The organism is Nocardia sp. NPDC004278 (assembly GCF_053602975.1).
Genome location: NZ_JBSGEQ010000006.1, coordinates 307217 through 322037, shown reverse-complemented (window position 1 = coordinate 322037; position 14821 = coordinate 307217). Strand labels below are relative to the sequence as shown.

Below are 14821 nucleotides of genomic sequence, written 5' to 3'. Positions count from 1 at the left end.
GGACCGTCGCAGGTGTGAGGTCGAAGGCGGCCCCTCGGTGTCGGCGAGCGAAAGGGGCGGCGCTGCAACCGATTCTGAGGGATAGGAATCCGGCCAGACGCGGGTCAGTGACCTTTGCGTCCGGAAAACGCTTGTTTGCATTGAGTTGTGACCTCGTCACAGGCCGATCCGCGCGCCTTCCCCTGTGACAATGAAAGCGTGTTGGACGCGGGTTCGCCAGTCCGAGTGCGGCCACTCCCGGCGTGAACGAATGTCCTTGTGCTGGCATCGTTGACTTGCTCGAGGATGAGCGTTGAGCGGGAGCCCTCGTTCCGGAGCAGCACCCACGCGCCGTGGGGAAGTGCATCGTTTTCGAATATCTTGCGGGTCAGAAAGCAGTGGTTCACTGTGGCTGACGGAATGTCAGTGGGAACCCCACGCGATTCGACTGCTGGTTCGTCGGAATGCGTTCGGTTCCGGCCGAACCGGTCTAGGAAGGGGTTCCGGTAGTAATCGCAAAAACCAACGAAGTTGCCTTGACCAGCGGTGATGGCGGTGTCGGTGCCTGGTGAGATGATCTGCTCCGGTTCGCGATAGGTCGTAGCCGGTTCCACGATGGCCAGGAGGTCTCATGCCCCGTCCAACCAGTGACGTGCAAGCATTTGAAGCCCACGCAACTGACGCCGACCTCGACGATCTGCACGCGCGATTAGCCGCGGCGCGGCTACCGGAGGCCGAGACGGTCTATCGCGCCGCGCCCGACCCTCGCCGATGGGAACAGGGCGTTCCTCTCGCCGACCTCGTCGATGTCGTGAACTACTGGCGCACCGGGTACAACTGGCGGTCGTTCGAAGAGCGCCTCAACCGAATCGGTCAGTTCCACACGACCATTGACGATCTGGGAATCCACTTCCTGCACCGCCGATCCGCCCGCGCAGATGCCACTCCCCTGATCTTGACGCACGGTTGGCCAGGCAGCATTGCCGAGTTCATCGATGTAGTAGATGAGCTGGCAGATCCGAAAGATGTAGACGCGCCGGCGTTTCACGTCGTGGTTCCATCGCTACCAGGCTTTGGTTACAGCGACAAGCCGGCCACCACCGGGTGGGGAACCGAAAAGATCGCGGCCGCATGGGTGGAACTGATGGGAAGGCTCGGCTACAGCAAGTTCGCAGCCCACGGCGGCGACTGGGGAGGAAATATCACGACGGTTCTCGGCGGCAGGTTCCCGGCGCACGTTCTCGGCATCCATACAACGTTCGCGGAGGCACCGCCTGGGTTGACAACGGACGGGCTGACGGCGGTCGAGCGCAAGTGGACCGAGGAAACCCGCGATTTCTGGGGCGGATCGCCGACGCGCCACCGCGCAGCGTATGCGAAGCAGCAGGCGACCCGACCGCAGACCATCGGCTACTCGCTCGTCGACTCACCGGTCGGGCTTCTTGCCTGGATCCTTGACAAGTTCGCTGAGTGGACAGATACCGAAGACAGCCCGTTCGAGACGATTTCCAGAGACCGCATTCTTGACGACGTCACCCTGTATTGGCTGACGCGGACCGGCGCATCGTCGGCCCGCATTTACTACGAAAGCCACAACTCGCTCGACCCCGAACTTCGGGTCGACGTCCCGTCAGCAATCACTATGTATCCCCGCGACATCGATAAGTGTCCGCGCCCCTGGGCACAGGAGCGGTACCGACAGATCGTCCGATGGAGGTCGCCCGAAACTGGGGGACATTTCCCGTCGCTGGAGGTTCCCGAGTATTTCGTCAAGGACCTGCAAGAAGGCCTCGCGGCAGTGCTGGCCGCTAATCGGTGAACGCGACTGGATGCCTGGACCCGGAATTAGAGCCATCGCCGCTGGTCAAGTCGGTTGCCACCGTTGTCGGACCACCGCGCTGCCAGTCGTGGGACCACTGACATCAGGCGATCCGCTGGGAGAACATGTTCCAGATTCGTTATGTCGACCGATCATGGCGACGGCAAAATCTCGGGCCGTTGGCGTCCGCGCGGAACGTGCGGAACTGCCGATTACTGTATGTCAACTGGCTACCCGAAATGGGTTGGCTGGCAGCGTTTCCCGATGTGCATTCTCTCGATCGGCGAAGCGGCGGGGTCGGATTCGGCTGAACGTCGGCACGGCGCGCGACAACAGCCCGAGCATCCGGCCCGGCCATCACCAACACTCCGTCCGGGTGCGGCCCGAGCATGGCATGCCCAGCCAAACCGATTATCGAACAAATGTTCGAGAATGAAGTAGCCTAGTTCGTGTGAACACACATTCGACTGCATTGGCACCGGATGTTCCGGCACGAAGATGGTCGGAACTGGCCGATGTCGACTTGCTGCGCACTCTCGTTGAAACCGAACGCCGCCAGCGTCGATTGGGTGCGGCCATGGTCGCGGCCGTCGCCGAGGCCGAGCGCCGTGGTCTCGCCGCCGACACCGGCTACCGGGACACAGCGGAGCTATTGAGTGATCTGCTGCGGATCAGTGCCTCCGAGGCGCGTCGGCGAATCGAATGCGCCGCTCCGCGGGCCCGCTCACGTGCCAGAAAGGCGTGGAGGGCGGTCGCGGCGGCAGGTTGAGGCCGAGCCTGGATGCGGGACGGTGGATCTAAAGGTGTTTCCGGCCCGATTCGCTGAACCCGGTTCAGCTGGGTTGGAGGCGGCCGGTCGCCATAGCCGATGAGGTAGTGGTTTCTGTTCGAGCTCGAGGCGCGGCTCGAACTGTCGCTGTACTGCCACAGGTCAACGCGGCGAGATCATCTCAGCCACGTGCACGCATTGACATGCCGATTATGTGACGTTGGGCGGACGGTCCCCATCAGCGCTACAGGAAGCCTCACCGACCGGGCCGGGGCACGATCTAACCCTAGGAGTCGAACACACTCCAGGTTGAGGAAGTGCTCACCGGCCGACGGCTCGGTCGATCAGCTTTCCCCCGACCACTCAAACCCGGTCGTAGGTTCGCCGATCAATTCCCATTAGGTTGCGGGGGTTGTTGCGGAGTTCGGACATAGGTTGCGGTTTCTGAGTGACGTAGGCCGGTCCCAGCGGCCAGAATGCCTTCTTGTGCCGAGCTTGATCCCGCCCCGGTCCGCGGGGACGTGCCTTTGCCGCCAGCGGGAGGTGAGTTCGAGATCGTCTACGTCGACCTCGGTTGTGGTGGGCGGCGGGTAGTGCCGGCCGCGGTCACCCACCGTCGTCGTCAAAAGCGAGCGGCGTACTTCGTCATGGGTTTTCAGGCCTGTTGCGCGCGGGCCAGGGCCTCTCTGGTGGTAGCGGTGTACTGGTGATCTTCGCCGAAAACGCGGACTCGGTCGGCCAAGGCCCGGGTCAGCGTTGCGACTGCGGCGTCGCGGCGACCGGCCTTGTGATAGGCGCGACCTAACAAGTGCCTGGTCGACAAGGCGCCGGGGTGATCCGGGCCGAGTACCCGCTCTCGGTCGTCGACGGTGCGCTCGGCGAGCGTGATCGCCTCGTCGAGGCGGCCCGCCGCCGTTAAGGCGAAAGCGAGGTTGTGCGAGGAGGTCAGCGTGTTCGGGTGCTCTGGACCGAGAACATGTCCACGCCCCGCGAGGGCGAGCCGATGCTGCTCGATTGCCTCGTCGAGGCGGCCCAGCGCGCAGTACGCTGCGCCGAGATTGTCGCGAGTGAACAGTGTCTTCGGATCATCCGGGCCGAGTACGCGTTTGCTGGCGGCGAGAATCTGCTCGTAGCAGTCGACGCTGCGATCGTGTCGTCCCAACTGCTGATAGATCGCGGCCAGATTGTGCAGTGTGGTCAAGGTGTCCGGGTGATCGGATCCCAAGGTGTCCATGCGTATGGCGAGGACGCGTTCGTGAAGAGTGACCGCCTCTGCAATGCGACCGGTCCTGTGGTAAGCGTGAGCGAGGTTGTTGCATACAACGAGGGTCTCGTTGCGCTTCGGGCCGAACTTTCGCTCGTGGTGTGCGAGCAGGTGCTCGCACTGGTCGGCCGCCTTGTCGAACAGTTCGAATTCGGCGTAGAGGTGAGACAGGATCCGGCGCACGGGAATGGTGTCGTCGTGCCCGGGGCCGCGCAGTCGTTCATGGTCGTCGAGGACGTGCTCGAACAGCGGCAGCGCGTCGTGGGCGTGGCCGGATTGCCATGAACTCCAGGCGAGTTGGAACCTGGCTTCGGTGGTGTCGTCGTGGTCGGGACCGAGTTCTCGCTCGCAAACGACCAGATCGTAGGCCAGCAAGGGAATCTCGGAGGCGTATCGGTTGGTCGCCCGATACAGTGCAGCCAATCCTTTTCTGGTCCGGACTGTCTCAGTGTGGTCTTTTCCATGAACGCGTTCAGCGGTGTCGAGGTCGCGTTCTAGCAGCGGGATCGCCAGTTCGTCACGTCCCGATTCCAGGTAATACAACAGCAGCCGGTCACGCAGTGCGACAGCGACCGCATCGTCGAGACCGACGATGCGCTCCCGATCGAGAAGCGCCTGTTGCATCACGGCGATCGCGTCTTCGAGCCGGTCTGGGAGGCTCAGCAAGGCCAGCGCCAGATGCTCCCGTACTTCCAGGGTCAAGCGACTGTCCGCGCCTCGGACTCGCTCGTTGTCGGCCAGGCTGCGTTCGAGCAGCATGGTCGCCTCGTCGTGTCGGCCGAGTTGATTCAGGCAGACCGCGAGCGCGGTGCGCACGTCGATCGTCTTCTCATGGTCTGTGTCGTAGAGCCGTTCGCAGTCGGCGAGCAATCTGGTGAACACCGGGACCGCGTCGGCGTATTTCTGTGCGTGTAGCAGCGCTGCCAAGGTCTGGGGATGACCCGAGCCGAGCTCTTGCTCGACGGTGCGTAGTGAGGCCTCGTAAAGTCGAACCGCACCGTTGTGCCATCCGGCGAGTTGATGCGCGAGGTGATTGTGTTCGTGGGGGGAGAACGACATCTCGAGCGGACCTCTTAGCCTTCTTCATCGGTATCGACGGCCTTGCCGATGGCGAAACTGGAGCCGCAGCCGCCGCTGGAGGTCGTGATTCCCGCCCTGTACGAACTCAGGATAGACGGCAAGCGAGATCTGGGACTTCATGGAATCCTGCATGGGACTGTGGATCAGCTGTGCCCATACGCCCAAGGGGAGGGTGAAATTCTGGAAGCTCATGGACTTGGTGATGGTGTCGGCCAGGTCCATCGCCTGGTTGTACACGAGGCGTTCGAGGAGCAGCCCATCCGGCGGCCGTTCTCGGACCGGAAACCGCCGCGGCTGGGACTGTCGACTTCCTGATCGTGTTCACCAACAACGGGTCCGGTCCGTGTGTACTCGAAGTTTTCCGGGTGTCACCGGTGCCACCGGTCCCGATAGCCCGGACGTTGTTTTAGCTGCATGCTAGCCGGATTGTGTTCTGCACCTGTCGGTTTGGTCGTTACTTGCTTCCGGTCGTGTGCCCGCGCCAGGTCCGGAAGCAGAGTGCGGTGGTTGCGCCGGCGGTAGCGAGGGCGGAGGCGGTGTCGTTGCTCAAGACCACGAGCGCGATGACTGCTATCAGGATGAGTGCCAGCGCTGCCAGGTCGAAGGCGGCGGTCCGATTGGGGCGGGGCGCGGATGGGGGGATCGGCATCGATGAGTCCTTCCGGTTTGTGCTCTCACCCCGATCTAGTAGTGCTGTGAGTGGTGAGATCCCCCGAGAATGGCGTTTTCACAGAATTTTTCGAGTTTCGGGGGGATCGGCCCACAGGCCCCTACAACTGTGGTGTCGGTGCGCGACCGCGTGCCGAGACGAACACCAGTCGGCGGCCGTTGCAGGGGATGGCGCGTGCGCGGAGGAGGAAACGCATGGGGACATCAGATGTGGAGGCCGTACCCCCGGATAGAAATGATCCGGACAGCTATCTCGTAGGCAAGCAAGGTTCCTACGCCAACCGCGCCGAGTGGGCTCGCGAGGTTGTGAAACATGCAGGTAACCATAGGAAAACGTCGTCGGAGCAGAACGCGTCACCGTGCTCGATCTGTCAAGTGTGCACGGCTACTCCGCCCCCGGCTCCTGTTGAACAGCAGGCTCTCGAAGTGCTGGACCAAGCAGTTGCCGAACGTGGGCTATTCGAACTGTTGCGCGCCAAAGAAGTCCACGGCCTCGTGTGGGACATCGTGGCCACCACGTTGATCGAGTACGCGACCCAGGTTCTGGACCCGTGGATCTGTACCGGCGAGATCTACAGAAGGCTCGCCGAGAAGAGGATCGGTCTCAAGGCCGGCGCTGACGAGCGCAGAGCATTGGTTGTAGATCGGGACCGCCGAATCGAGATCATCGATCGGACCGTGGTCGACGCGCTGACGAAGTTCCAAGGTGATATGCGTGCCGGAAAGGGCTGGGATCCATGTCGGGGGGCGATGGTGCGGACGTTCTTCCTCGGGGCCTGCCTTTATGAGTTCCGGCGCGTCTTCGAGGAAGACCTCCGGTGGAGGCGCACCAATCAACCTGTATCCCATGGGGTTGATGGCATCGAAGGGTTGATGGATGCCCGCGGCTGCGTGGGATCCCAGTCCGGCACCGATCCGATGTCGGTGGTGACCAAACGGATGGCGATCTTGGAGTTCCTGGCGACGCTGTCACCGACCGACAGGATCATCGTGTGGAAAGTCGCGCATGGCTACACCCAGCGTGAAATCGCAGATCTGTTCCCGAATACGAATCTGACCACCAAGGTTGTCGAACACCGACTACGGAAGATTCGCGAGCACGCTCGACTCAACCTGAGGACCCACGAATGAAAGAACACGACCTCACCACTGCCGCGGGACTGGCCGCTCACACGCAGGACCTCATCGAGCGCTCATCACTCGGGGAAGAAGGACCTCGTCGGCTGCGGAACCGGGCATCTCGTAACCAAGTCAACCGAATCCGCGCGCAACTTGATCTAGGCCAGGACACCTTTGCGCAGGCTTCACCGGACTGGCACGACAAGCTGACATCATCCGCCGACCGCAACGACCGCCCTGCCTCAGGGCTACTGGAATCATTGGTCACACAAATCGCTTCCGAACTCGCAACCGTCGATGAGGTCACTATGCCGGCGACGATCGAGTGCGTGCTCGCGGATTTGATCGCACATTTCGATGTCGACTTCGGCTACTTGCGGCGTATCGACCGCGAGCGCCAAGCGACCATTTTGGTGGCCGAGTGGCCGCGCAGGTCGGCACCGGATCCGGATCCCCTCAACGTCGTGTACTTCGACCAGGCGTATTCCCCCTTCCACGCGGTGGAGAAGGTGACCGAGCCGATGATCACCAGCGCGGAGTCCTACTTCGACCAGCAGGTGACCTCTGCGGTGGTGCCGCTTGTGCTGCATGGTGACTCGATCGGGCTGCTTGGTTTCGTCAAGCATGGTGATTGGGCGTGGAGTCGCCGGGAGTTGGCTGTCCTGACGGTGATCGCCGCACTTTTGGCTCAGTTGCTGGCACGGGTCGATACGGAGACCAGGCTGCGGCATCTCTCGACTCACGATGAACTGACCGAATTGCCCAACCACCACTCGCTATTCGGTTACCTGGGTCAACGGCTTCGCCCCGGACGCCCCGGACCGGTAGCGGCGCTGTGTGTCGGGCTGAACGGATTGAAGCTTGTCAACAGCTACCTCGGGCGCACCGCGGGCGACGATATTCTCCGCGACGTCGCGTCTCGGCTCCGGGAGCAACTGGAACTCAACGACATGATCGTTCGGTTCGGGGGCGATGAGTTCGTGGTCGTTCCGAACAGGCCGATGGACAACTACTCCGCCGAACTCCTGGCTTCCCAGATCAAACACGGACTGAGAAGTGGTGTCACCATCGACGGAGAAACTGTCAGCTACGGTGTCGACATCGGCGTTGCGGTAGGCATCCCCGGCGATGCCCCAGCCGACGTACTGCGTCGGGCGGATCTGGCGCTGCGAGCGGCGAAAACGCAAGATAGCAACGGTGTTGCCGTGTTCACCGTCACGCTCTACGAACAATTCGAGCTCGCAGACCACATCACACTCAACCTACGCAGTGCGGTCTCGGACAACTCTCTGGTGCTGCACTATCAACCCGAGATCGACCTGCGCAACGGTCGTGTACTCGCAGTGGAGGCACTGGTCAGGTGGCAGCATCCCACCAGAGGCCTACTGCTGCCGGACACCTTCGTCGGGGTAGCCGAGACCACCAAGCTCGCCGACGAGCTCGGCAACTGGGTTATCCGCAATGCATTCGCACAATTCGCCGACTGGCGCCGCCGCGGGTTCGCCTCGGACGTAGTACTGCGGGTCAACGCATCCCCCAAACAGCTAACCAGCCCCAACTTCGTCGAGCGCGTTGAGCAAGCCCTGCGTGAGCACGGGCTCAACGGAAACTCGGTGTGTTTGGAGATCACCGAAAACGTATCCGTAGAGGACTTGAGCCGAGCCCACATGACCCTGCACGCCCTCAAGCGCCTGAACGTGCAGATCGCCATCGATGACTTCGGGACTGGATATAACACCCTGTCGCACCTCAAGGCACTTCCCGTCGACACTGTCAAGATCGACCGCAGCTTCGTCAAGCGCCTCAACAACAGCCTCGAGGACCGCGCCATCGTCGAATCCATCATCGGACTGGCCCACGAATTCGGACTCGAAATCATCGGAGAAGGAGTCGAAACCGCCGAAGCCGCACGAACCTTGCTCGATCTGGGCTGTCACCGGGCCCAAGGATTCCTGATCACGAGACCGCTGCCCGCCGAGGAGATCGAAACACATCTGAACACGATGCAAATCCCGTTCAGCCTCGAACACCGCAGAAGCGGTAGATCCGAATGACGGGGTGACGATAAGGACCGAGCACGGTGTTGGCCTTTGTCGTTCGCCACGTATTGTTGGCCGCCATTGTGTGGGTCATCTCTCAAAAACGGCGGATCCATATCCTCGACGGCGACGAGAGCGACGACATCAATGGTGGTGGGCACGCGCCCGGGACAGGAATGCCCAACAAGACCGAGTTCCCCGACACCGATGACTGGGAAGACGACAAAATCATCGACCGAATAGTCGACGTCGCGAAGAACCCGGACCAGCCGCCAGTCCTCCAGGACAACGGCAACTGGAAGGTCAACGGCACCCGCAACGGCGCCCAAATCGAAGTCATCGTCGCTCCCAACGGCTCAGTCGTGACCGGCTACCCCATCGGCGGTGATGGGGTGGTCAGGAACGACGCGAATGGCAACCCGATCAAATAGGCTAGGACAGCGATGAATCCGGACAGGGCGGCACGAGAAGCGCGAAAACGTCAGCGAGACCCACAGGCCATCGAAGCCCGTAACCGTCGGCTCAACAAGATGAGCAAGGACTCGCGAGACCTCCTCGAGAGCGTCGCCGACCGCCTGCCTTCTGACTTGGTCGAAAGCTACCGGACCTATAGCAACGTGGGTGAGTGGGCAATGCTCGTCGATGTGCTGTGTGCCAGTCTCATCAAGCGCCAGATCCCGGTCACTGAAGCGGAACGCGATGCGGTGGCGAACGTGCTCGGCCAGTTCAATCCCCCAGCGGAGGGATACCGCTACCTCAACGACCCCCAAGGCGTGCTTTCTGAGCTCAACGTGGTCACTGCGTAAAATCCTCGGGATCCGATTCGGATGAGGACCACCTTCATGATCATCAAGTACGCGCGCATGCCGTATGGGAGCGAGAACGGCGGCACCGAGTGGATGAACGACCTTCCTGTCCGCTACAAGGACGGGGAGCGAGGATTCGACCGACGAATCATGCAGGATCTCGCCGCAGTCGGTGTTCCCTGCTACACGCTGGATGATTTATCCAACGGTCCCAGGACGATCCCGCAGGGCATCCCGATCTTCATCGACTGGCTGGCCAATCTCGAGACTCGGATCCCGGGGCCGGAAACCGAGCACCGGTCCTCGATCCGGTCCGGACTCATCCGCAATCTGATCGATCCCGCCGCCCGCGGCAATCAGGAGGCCATCGATCTGCTGGTCGCTCAGGTCCGTCGCAGGCCACCGATTCCCGAGCGCATGCAGACCTGGGCCTGTGACGCCTTGCGCCTGATCGCGGGGCCGAAGAACTTCACACAGATTGCGGAACTGCTTCAGGAATTGCCGGAGGGGACCGCCATGATCCCGCTGGTCGAGTACCTCGGGAAGGTCAAGACACCGGAATCCCGCGATATCGCGGTGGAATACCTCGACGGGCCTGCGCGTGGAAGAGCGATCAAGGCGTTGGTTCAGATGAAAGCCACCGATGTGCGGCATCTGGTTGAACCGCTCGTCCATGACCGAACTCCTGCTGTGCGCAAACAGGCCCAGCGCGCGCTGGAGAAGCTGTCATCGTGATCGGGTAGCGCCGCGCGTCAACGCGTAGGAACCGACTGGCAGAGTGGGCCTGTCCGGCGATTACCGTGCGATACCGAATATCGTTGCCCAGATATTGGTTTAGACGCAGGCTAGTCGGAACATATTCTGCGCCTGTGGGTTTGGTCATTTCCGGTTTCCGGTCGTGTGCACGCGCCAGGTCCGGTAGCAGCGTGCGGTGGTTGCGGCGACGGTAGCCAGGGCGGGGGCGGTGTCGTTGCTCAAGACCACGAGCACGATGACAGTTATCAGGATCAGTGCCAGCGCCGCCAGGTCGAAGGCGGCGCTCCGGTTGTGAGGTTGCGCCGGAATCCGACTGCATTGGCCGGGGGCCGTTCCACGTGGCCACCCAGCGGATCCAGTACGACTCGGTGAGTGTGTCGGTACCACGTGGGCAGGTACCGCAGCCGCGACGGTTCGTTTGGTCGAAATCGCCCGATCGCCAGGCGTCGTCGGTGAACCGGGCCGACTGGTTCGTATCCGGCTCGGGCCGGCGGTGACGTTGTGCACGCTGCCGTGGCTGGGGTTCGTGCCGGACGAGGTGGCTGGGCGCCGCCACGGTCTCCCTGGTCAGGAAGCAAAAACGGCGGGCCGAACGGCCCGCCGTGCTGCGCTCGGCGCTGATTGCTGCTCAGTTGCCGGGGTTGGCGTCGCGGTCGTGGCTGGTGGGGTGGCCGTCCTTGTCGTACCACTGGCCGTTCGCGTCGCGGGTCCAGCCTTCGAATTCGGTGCCGATCAGGCTGTCGACCCCCCAGCGTTCCCCCAGGCCGAGTGAGGGGGACCGTGCAGGTTCGGGTGGGGCATTGCGGCGTTTCTCGTTGAATGCGGCGAGCATCTCGTCGGCGCGCGCCAGTTCTTCATCAGAAGGGATCAAGCCTCGTGCTTTCGTTTCCTCGCGACTGTAGAAGGTGAAGCGGCCGACTTTTTCCGAGTCCGGTTCCGGCATGGGTGTTTCTCCTATAGTTCGATCAGCGTGATAATGATGCGACCCGTTTCCGGATCGGGCACTTTGCTCTTGCAGTAGAATTCGGTTCCCGTTTTGAACATCACTTCGTCGGGAGTCCCGCCGTAGTCGTGGACTTGCCGCCCACTCTTGCTCACTATCTGGAATTCGGTGTTCGTGGTGTTGGCCATGAGTTCGTTACCGCCGCGGCTGGAACTGTTCATGAACCCGTTCACCGGTCCCGCTTGTTCGGGCTGGAAGCGGGCGAGTTCCTCGGGCGTCAGATCAACATGTCGGGTCACCGTGCCTTGGTACGGGGGTAACTTGTCTAACGCGGCATTGATCCGGAGAGCTTCCGCCTGCTGATCGGCGGTGAGGTTCCCTTCACGCAGCCCGCGGATCAGGTCCCGGCTGGGGCCGCGGGTCAGCATCCATCGTTCCTCGTTGGACATCTCACCGGTGAACTGTGTCGGTGCCGTTTTCGGCTCCACCTTCGGCGTCGCCTTGGCCTTCAAATCCTTGATGCGTTTCAGTTCTTTCGCATGTTTGGCGAGGGTTTGTTCGGATTTCACCCCTTTTGCGATGGCCCTGTTGGCCTTGAACGCATCGATGAGCGCGCGAATCGGGCGCGCGAATCGGGCGGCGATGGCCACGACACGCGCGCTGGCCACGGCGGCACCGATACCGAAGGTCACCACGCTTGCCGCGATGGCGATTGCCACGGTGATGACCAGCTCTTTGAGCAGCTCTTCGCCCAGATCCTCGAGGACCTTTTTCATGTTCTCGCGCAGCTCGACCAGACCGTCGTGGTGGTCTTTCGCGCTGGCAGATAATTCATAGAATGCCGCGGTGGTGGTCAGAGCGGCGTCACGCAGGGCGCGCAGATCCTCATCGATATGTTCGTATTCGGGGCTGACAATCGCCTCGAACGACCAGGCGACACGTTCCAACTCACCCGCCATCTTTGCCACCGGTCCGGCGTCGGCGATCTTGGTCCAGGTGTCGGCGGCGCGCGCGAGCAGATCGACATTGCCATCGGGGATGGTGATTCCGATGGCTTCGGCAAGCTGCACACCGCCGTCGATCAGGCCTTGGCCGGGTCCTCCGGCGCTCGGCAGCGGTACCCGGCACAGGTATGCCACGGGGCCGGGGGTGGCCGGTTTATCCGGCGCCGGGGTGTCGGTGCCGATCGTCGCGTTGTAGTCGGCAACGGCGTGGTTGTAGCCCATGTCCAGCAGTAGGACGCCGTAGGCGTGCACCGCTTCGGCGAGGTCGTTGGACATGTCCAATAGCTCTTCGGCGCGTGTGTCGTAGGTCTTGGCCCATTTCTTGGCCTCGTCGTAGGACCCGGTCATGGCGTGGCACTCGTTGAGGGTCGGCCAGAACGAATCAACGGCGGCGAACCAGTCGGCGGCCAAACCGATGAGCTTGTTACCGGCGTCGTAGTAGACGCTGGTGTCGACATCGAGAACGGTTGCGGTCACGCGCGCCCCAGCGCGCGCAGGTTCTCGGTTACCGCGTCGTTGTAGGCGGTGTGCGCTGTGCGGGCTGCGGCCTGCATGGCCTCGATTCCCTGCCGAACCTCCTGCACAGCAGTAGCCCATTCCCGGTGCGCTTCGGCTTGCTTGTCGGCGGCGTGGCCGTTCCAGCTCTGTTGCATCACGGCCATGCGTTCATCGATCTCGCGCAGCGATTCCCGTAGGAAATCGTTCAGTCCGCCGATGCGTGCGGTTACGTCGTCCAGGTGGTCGAGATCGACCTGATACCTCATGTGCCACAGTCCTGTTCGGTTACGCGGAAGCAGCTATGGGAGATCCAGTGAGGATTGCCGCAGCCCGGTGGCGTTGGTGGTGTCGGTGCCGGTGTATTCGACACCTACCACACCGAGCAGCTCCGCCATGGTGTTCAGGGCCTCGAGCACCTGCAAGGCGCCGTCGCGGGTCTCCTCCCACCCCGTCGAATAGGCGGTCGCCGCAGTGCCTTTCCAACTCGTCATCAGCCCCTGCACGTCTGCGTCGGCCGAGCGCACACCGTTGACGAGAGTTTGCGCGGTCCGCTGCACATACTGTCCGGCATCCGAAATATGGTCGGGCACAATCGCAAATGGTGAGCTGGTGGCCGATGAATCTTCAGCCATACCTAACCCTCTCCGTCGTCGGTCGGTGGTCTCAGTAGGTTAGACGCGGACCACGCATGTTCGGTTCCATCAGAGACCTCTCGATCCGAACCATGCATCGGGGGCCGCTCGCCGCGGTGGAGGCGGAGCTCGCATGGCAGCGGACCGGGGTGCCTCTGGCTCACCTCACCGACCAGCTCGACATCTGGTGTCGTGATTGCCGTGCAACCAGCACCTTGCGCGAACTGGCCGAGCGTTTGCGAAAGTCTGCCGAGGATGATGGAGACCAGCCACAGTAGAGCGTTGGCCGAAGGGTTTCCGGGCCGCGCATGCCGAGGCTGATCCCGGGGCGCGGGGCGCCTGGGCACGAATGCGACGGCAGGCAGTGGATGCCGGCCGGTCAATCGTGGTCATCTCGGCGATGTGCCGGACAGCCATCGTCGAGCGCGGCCGAATACAGAATTCTTGCGCCTGCGTGTTCGATCGATGGAGTTGCACCACCTGGGCAACGCCTCTCGTGCGGCAAGCCATGTCTGGGGTATCCCAACGATCGGACCCGTGCGGTTGCCGGTGTAGGCGGCGACGATTCCGCCGACGATGGCGCTGGTGGTGTCTATATCTCCGTCTGCCGCAATGCATGTGGTGACTGCGGCCGGGTAGTCGTCCAGATATGTGGCCGCGACCCACATCGTGAACGGCACCGTATTCTGCGCGATGACCAGAGATCCGTTGCCGAGTTCTTTCGCGGCCTCGGCGGCGGAGGCTCCGAGCAGGGTGCGGGCGCGGCCGATCAGCCGGGTCGTGTCACCGTGGTCGAGGCGGTCCAGGACGCCGGTAATGAATTCGGTCGGTGTGGGCCGTGTCCCGTTGAGGCGGGCATGCGCGGCGTGGGCTGCGGCGAGTGCAACCGCGACGGCACCGGTGACCCCTTCGGGATGTAGATGCGTCACCTGCGCCGACCGGACCGCTTCGGCGACAACCTTTTCCGGATCGCCGGCATAAAAGGCACCCAACGGGGCAACCCGCATGGCCGCGCCGTTGCCGCAGGAACCCTCGCCACCGAACGCCGCTGCGGCCGCCTTGCGCCAATGCACGCCATCGCGGACTCGACGCAAAGTGCCGACCGCGGCGAAGCCGTAGTCACGGGCCGGGTCGAAGCGTCGCGCAAAAGCGGTAGCAAGCCGATCCTGGTCGATCTCGCCGCGACTGCACAGCTCGGTAACTACAGAGCAGGCCATCTCGGTGTCGTCGGTCCACCCCCACGGCCCGGCAGGAAGATTACCTGCCCGAAGATCTGCGATGGATCGGCGCATGATCGGGAACTGCTGGCCCAAAGCGTCCCCCACGGACAGTCCATCCAAAGAATCAAGCATCAAGTCGACATGCATTGCGTCCGATGATAGCCAAGGGGAAGACGATCTACGCGGATGGCGAATGTGTGATCGAGGCAACTGTCCGGAAATTC

The 14821-nt window shown here is 62.5% G+C and carries 15 protein-coding genes; 8 read left to right on the top strand and 7 right to left on the bottom strand.

The genetic code is table 11. The features are described from left to right. The first annotated feature begins 610 nt into the window (after positions 1 to 610). Entirely contained in the window at positions 611 to 1798 is a 1188-nt protein-coding gene (locus ACWEO2_RS12425) for an epoxide hydrolase family protein (protein WP_452405373.1), read from the top strand. Positions 1799 to 2249: 451 nt separating this feature from the next. Then, positions 2250 to 2567 carry a DUF222 domain-containing protein gene (locus ACWEO2_RS12420; protein ID WP_452405372.1) on the top strand — a complete coding sequence of 106 codons (318 nt, stop codon included), beginning with the start codon at positions 2250 to 2252 and terminating at the stop codon, positions 2565 to 2567. A 655-nt stretch (positions 2568 to 3222) separates the two neighbouring features. Here the strand turns inward: ACWEO2_RS12420 and ACWEO2_RS12415 are convergent. Then, positions 3223 to 4890: a tetratricopeptide repeat protein gene (locus ACWEO2_RS12415; RefSeq protein WP_452405371.1), complete on the bottom strand. Its 1668-nt coding sequence runs from the start codon at positions 4888 to 4890 to the stop codon at positions 3223 to 3225. A 48-nt stretch (positions 4891 to 4938) separates the two neighbouring features. Here ACWEO2_RS12415 and ACWEO2_RS12410 point away from each other — a divergent pair, with 48 nt between their 5' ends. Beyond that, entirely contained in the window at positions 4939 to 5226 is a 288-nt protein-coding gene (locus tag ACWEO2_RS12410) for a hypothetical protein (RefSeq protein WP_452405370.1), read from the top strand. 139 nt (positions 5227 to 5365) lie between these two features. On the opposite strand, the gene ACWEO2_RS12405 is transcribed toward ACWEO2_RS12410, so the two are convergent. Further along, entirely contained in the window at positions 5366 to 5560 is a 195-nt protein-coding gene (locus ACWEO2_RS12405; RefSeq protein WP_452405369.1) for a hypothetical protein, read from the bottom strand. A 215-nt stretch (positions 5561 to 5775) separates the two neighbouring features. Between ACWEO2_RS12405 and ACWEO2_RS12400 the strand changes: the two genes are divergently transcribed. The 5 genes from ACWEO2_RS12400 to ACWEO2_RS12380 all read left to right on the top strand — a co-directional run bounded on the left by ACWEO2_RS12400 (position 5776) and on the right by ACWEO2_RS12380 (position 10279). Next, on the top strand, positions 5776 to 6711 hold the full coding sequence (locus tag ACWEO2_RS12400; RefSeq protein WP_452405368.1) for a hypothetical protein: 936 nt from the start codon (positions 5776 to 5778) through the stop codon (positions 6709 to 6711). 296 nt (positions 6712 to 7007) lie between these two features. After that, complete coding sequence (locus ACWEO2_RS12395; RefSeq protein ID WP_452405367.1) at positions 7008 to 8753, top strand: EAL domain-containing protein; 1746 nt, start codon at positions 7008 to 7010, stop codon at positions 8751 to 8753. A 26-nt stretch (positions 8754 to 8779) separates the two neighbouring features. Continuing rightward, positions 8780 to 9169 carry an EndoU domain-containing protein gene (locus tag ACWEO2_RS12390; RefSeq protein ID WP_452405366.1) on the top strand — a complete coding sequence of 130 codons (390 nt, stop codon included), beginning with the start codon at positions 8780 to 8782 and terminating at the stop codon, positions 9167 to 9169. A gap of 99 nt (positions 9170 to 9268) precedes the next feature. After that, positions 9269 to 9544, top strand: coding sequence for a hypothetical protein (locus ACWEO2_RS12385; protein WP_452405365.1), 276 nt, complete (start codon positions 9269 to 9271; stop codon positions 9542 to 9544). A 36-nt stretch (positions 9545 to 9580) separates the two neighbouring features. After that, on the top strand, positions 9581 to 10279 hold the full coding sequence (locus tag ACWEO2_RS12380; protein WP_452405364.1) for a HEAT repeat domain-containing protein: 699 nt from the start codon (positions 9581 to 9583) through the stop codon (positions 10277 to 10279). A 649-nt stretch (positions 10280 to 10928) separates the two neighbouring features. On the opposite strand, the gene ACWEO2_RS12375 is transcribed toward ACWEO2_RS12380, so the two are convergent. From ACWEO2_RS12375 to ACWEO2_RS12355, 5 genes are all read right to left on the bottom strand, one after another. Further along, positions 10929 to 11243: a hypothetical protein gene (locus ACWEO2_RS12375; protein ID WP_452405363.1), complete on the bottom strand. Its 315-nt coding sequence runs from the start codon at positions 11241 to 11243 to the stop codon at positions 10929 to 10931. 11 nt (positions 11244 to 11254) lie between these two features. Beyond that, positions 11255 to 12724 carry an ADP-ribosyltransferase gene (locus ACWEO2_RS12370; protein WP_452405362.1) on the bottom strand — a complete coding sequence of 490 codons (1470 nt, stop codon included), beginning with the start codon at positions 12722 to 12724 and terminating at the stop codon, positions 11255 to 11257. Continuing rightward, complete coding sequence (locus ACWEO2_RS12365; RefSeq protein WP_452405361.1) at positions 12721 to 13011, bottom strand: WXG100 family type VII secretion target; 291 nt, start codon at positions 13009 to 13011, stop codon at positions 12721 to 12723. Before ACWEO2_RS12365 ends, ACWEO2_RS12370 begins: the two co-directional genes overlap by 4 nt. 33 nt (positions 13012 to 13044) lie before the next feature. Further along, positions 13045 to 13377 carry a WXG100 family type VII secretion target gene (locus ACWEO2_RS12360; protein WP_452405360.1) on the bottom strand — a complete coding sequence of 111 codons (333 nt, stop codon included), beginning with the start codon at positions 13375 to 13377 and terminating at the stop codon, positions 13045 to 13047. Positions 13378 to 13766: 389 nt separating this feature from the next. Then, positions 13767 to 14702, bottom strand: a complete 936-nt coding sequence (locus ACWEO2_RS12355) for an ADP-ribosylglycohydrolase family protein (protein WP_452405359.1) — start codon at positions 14700 to 14702, stop codon at positions 13767 to 13769. Between the last annotated feature and the right edge of the window lie 119 nt (positions 14703 to 14821).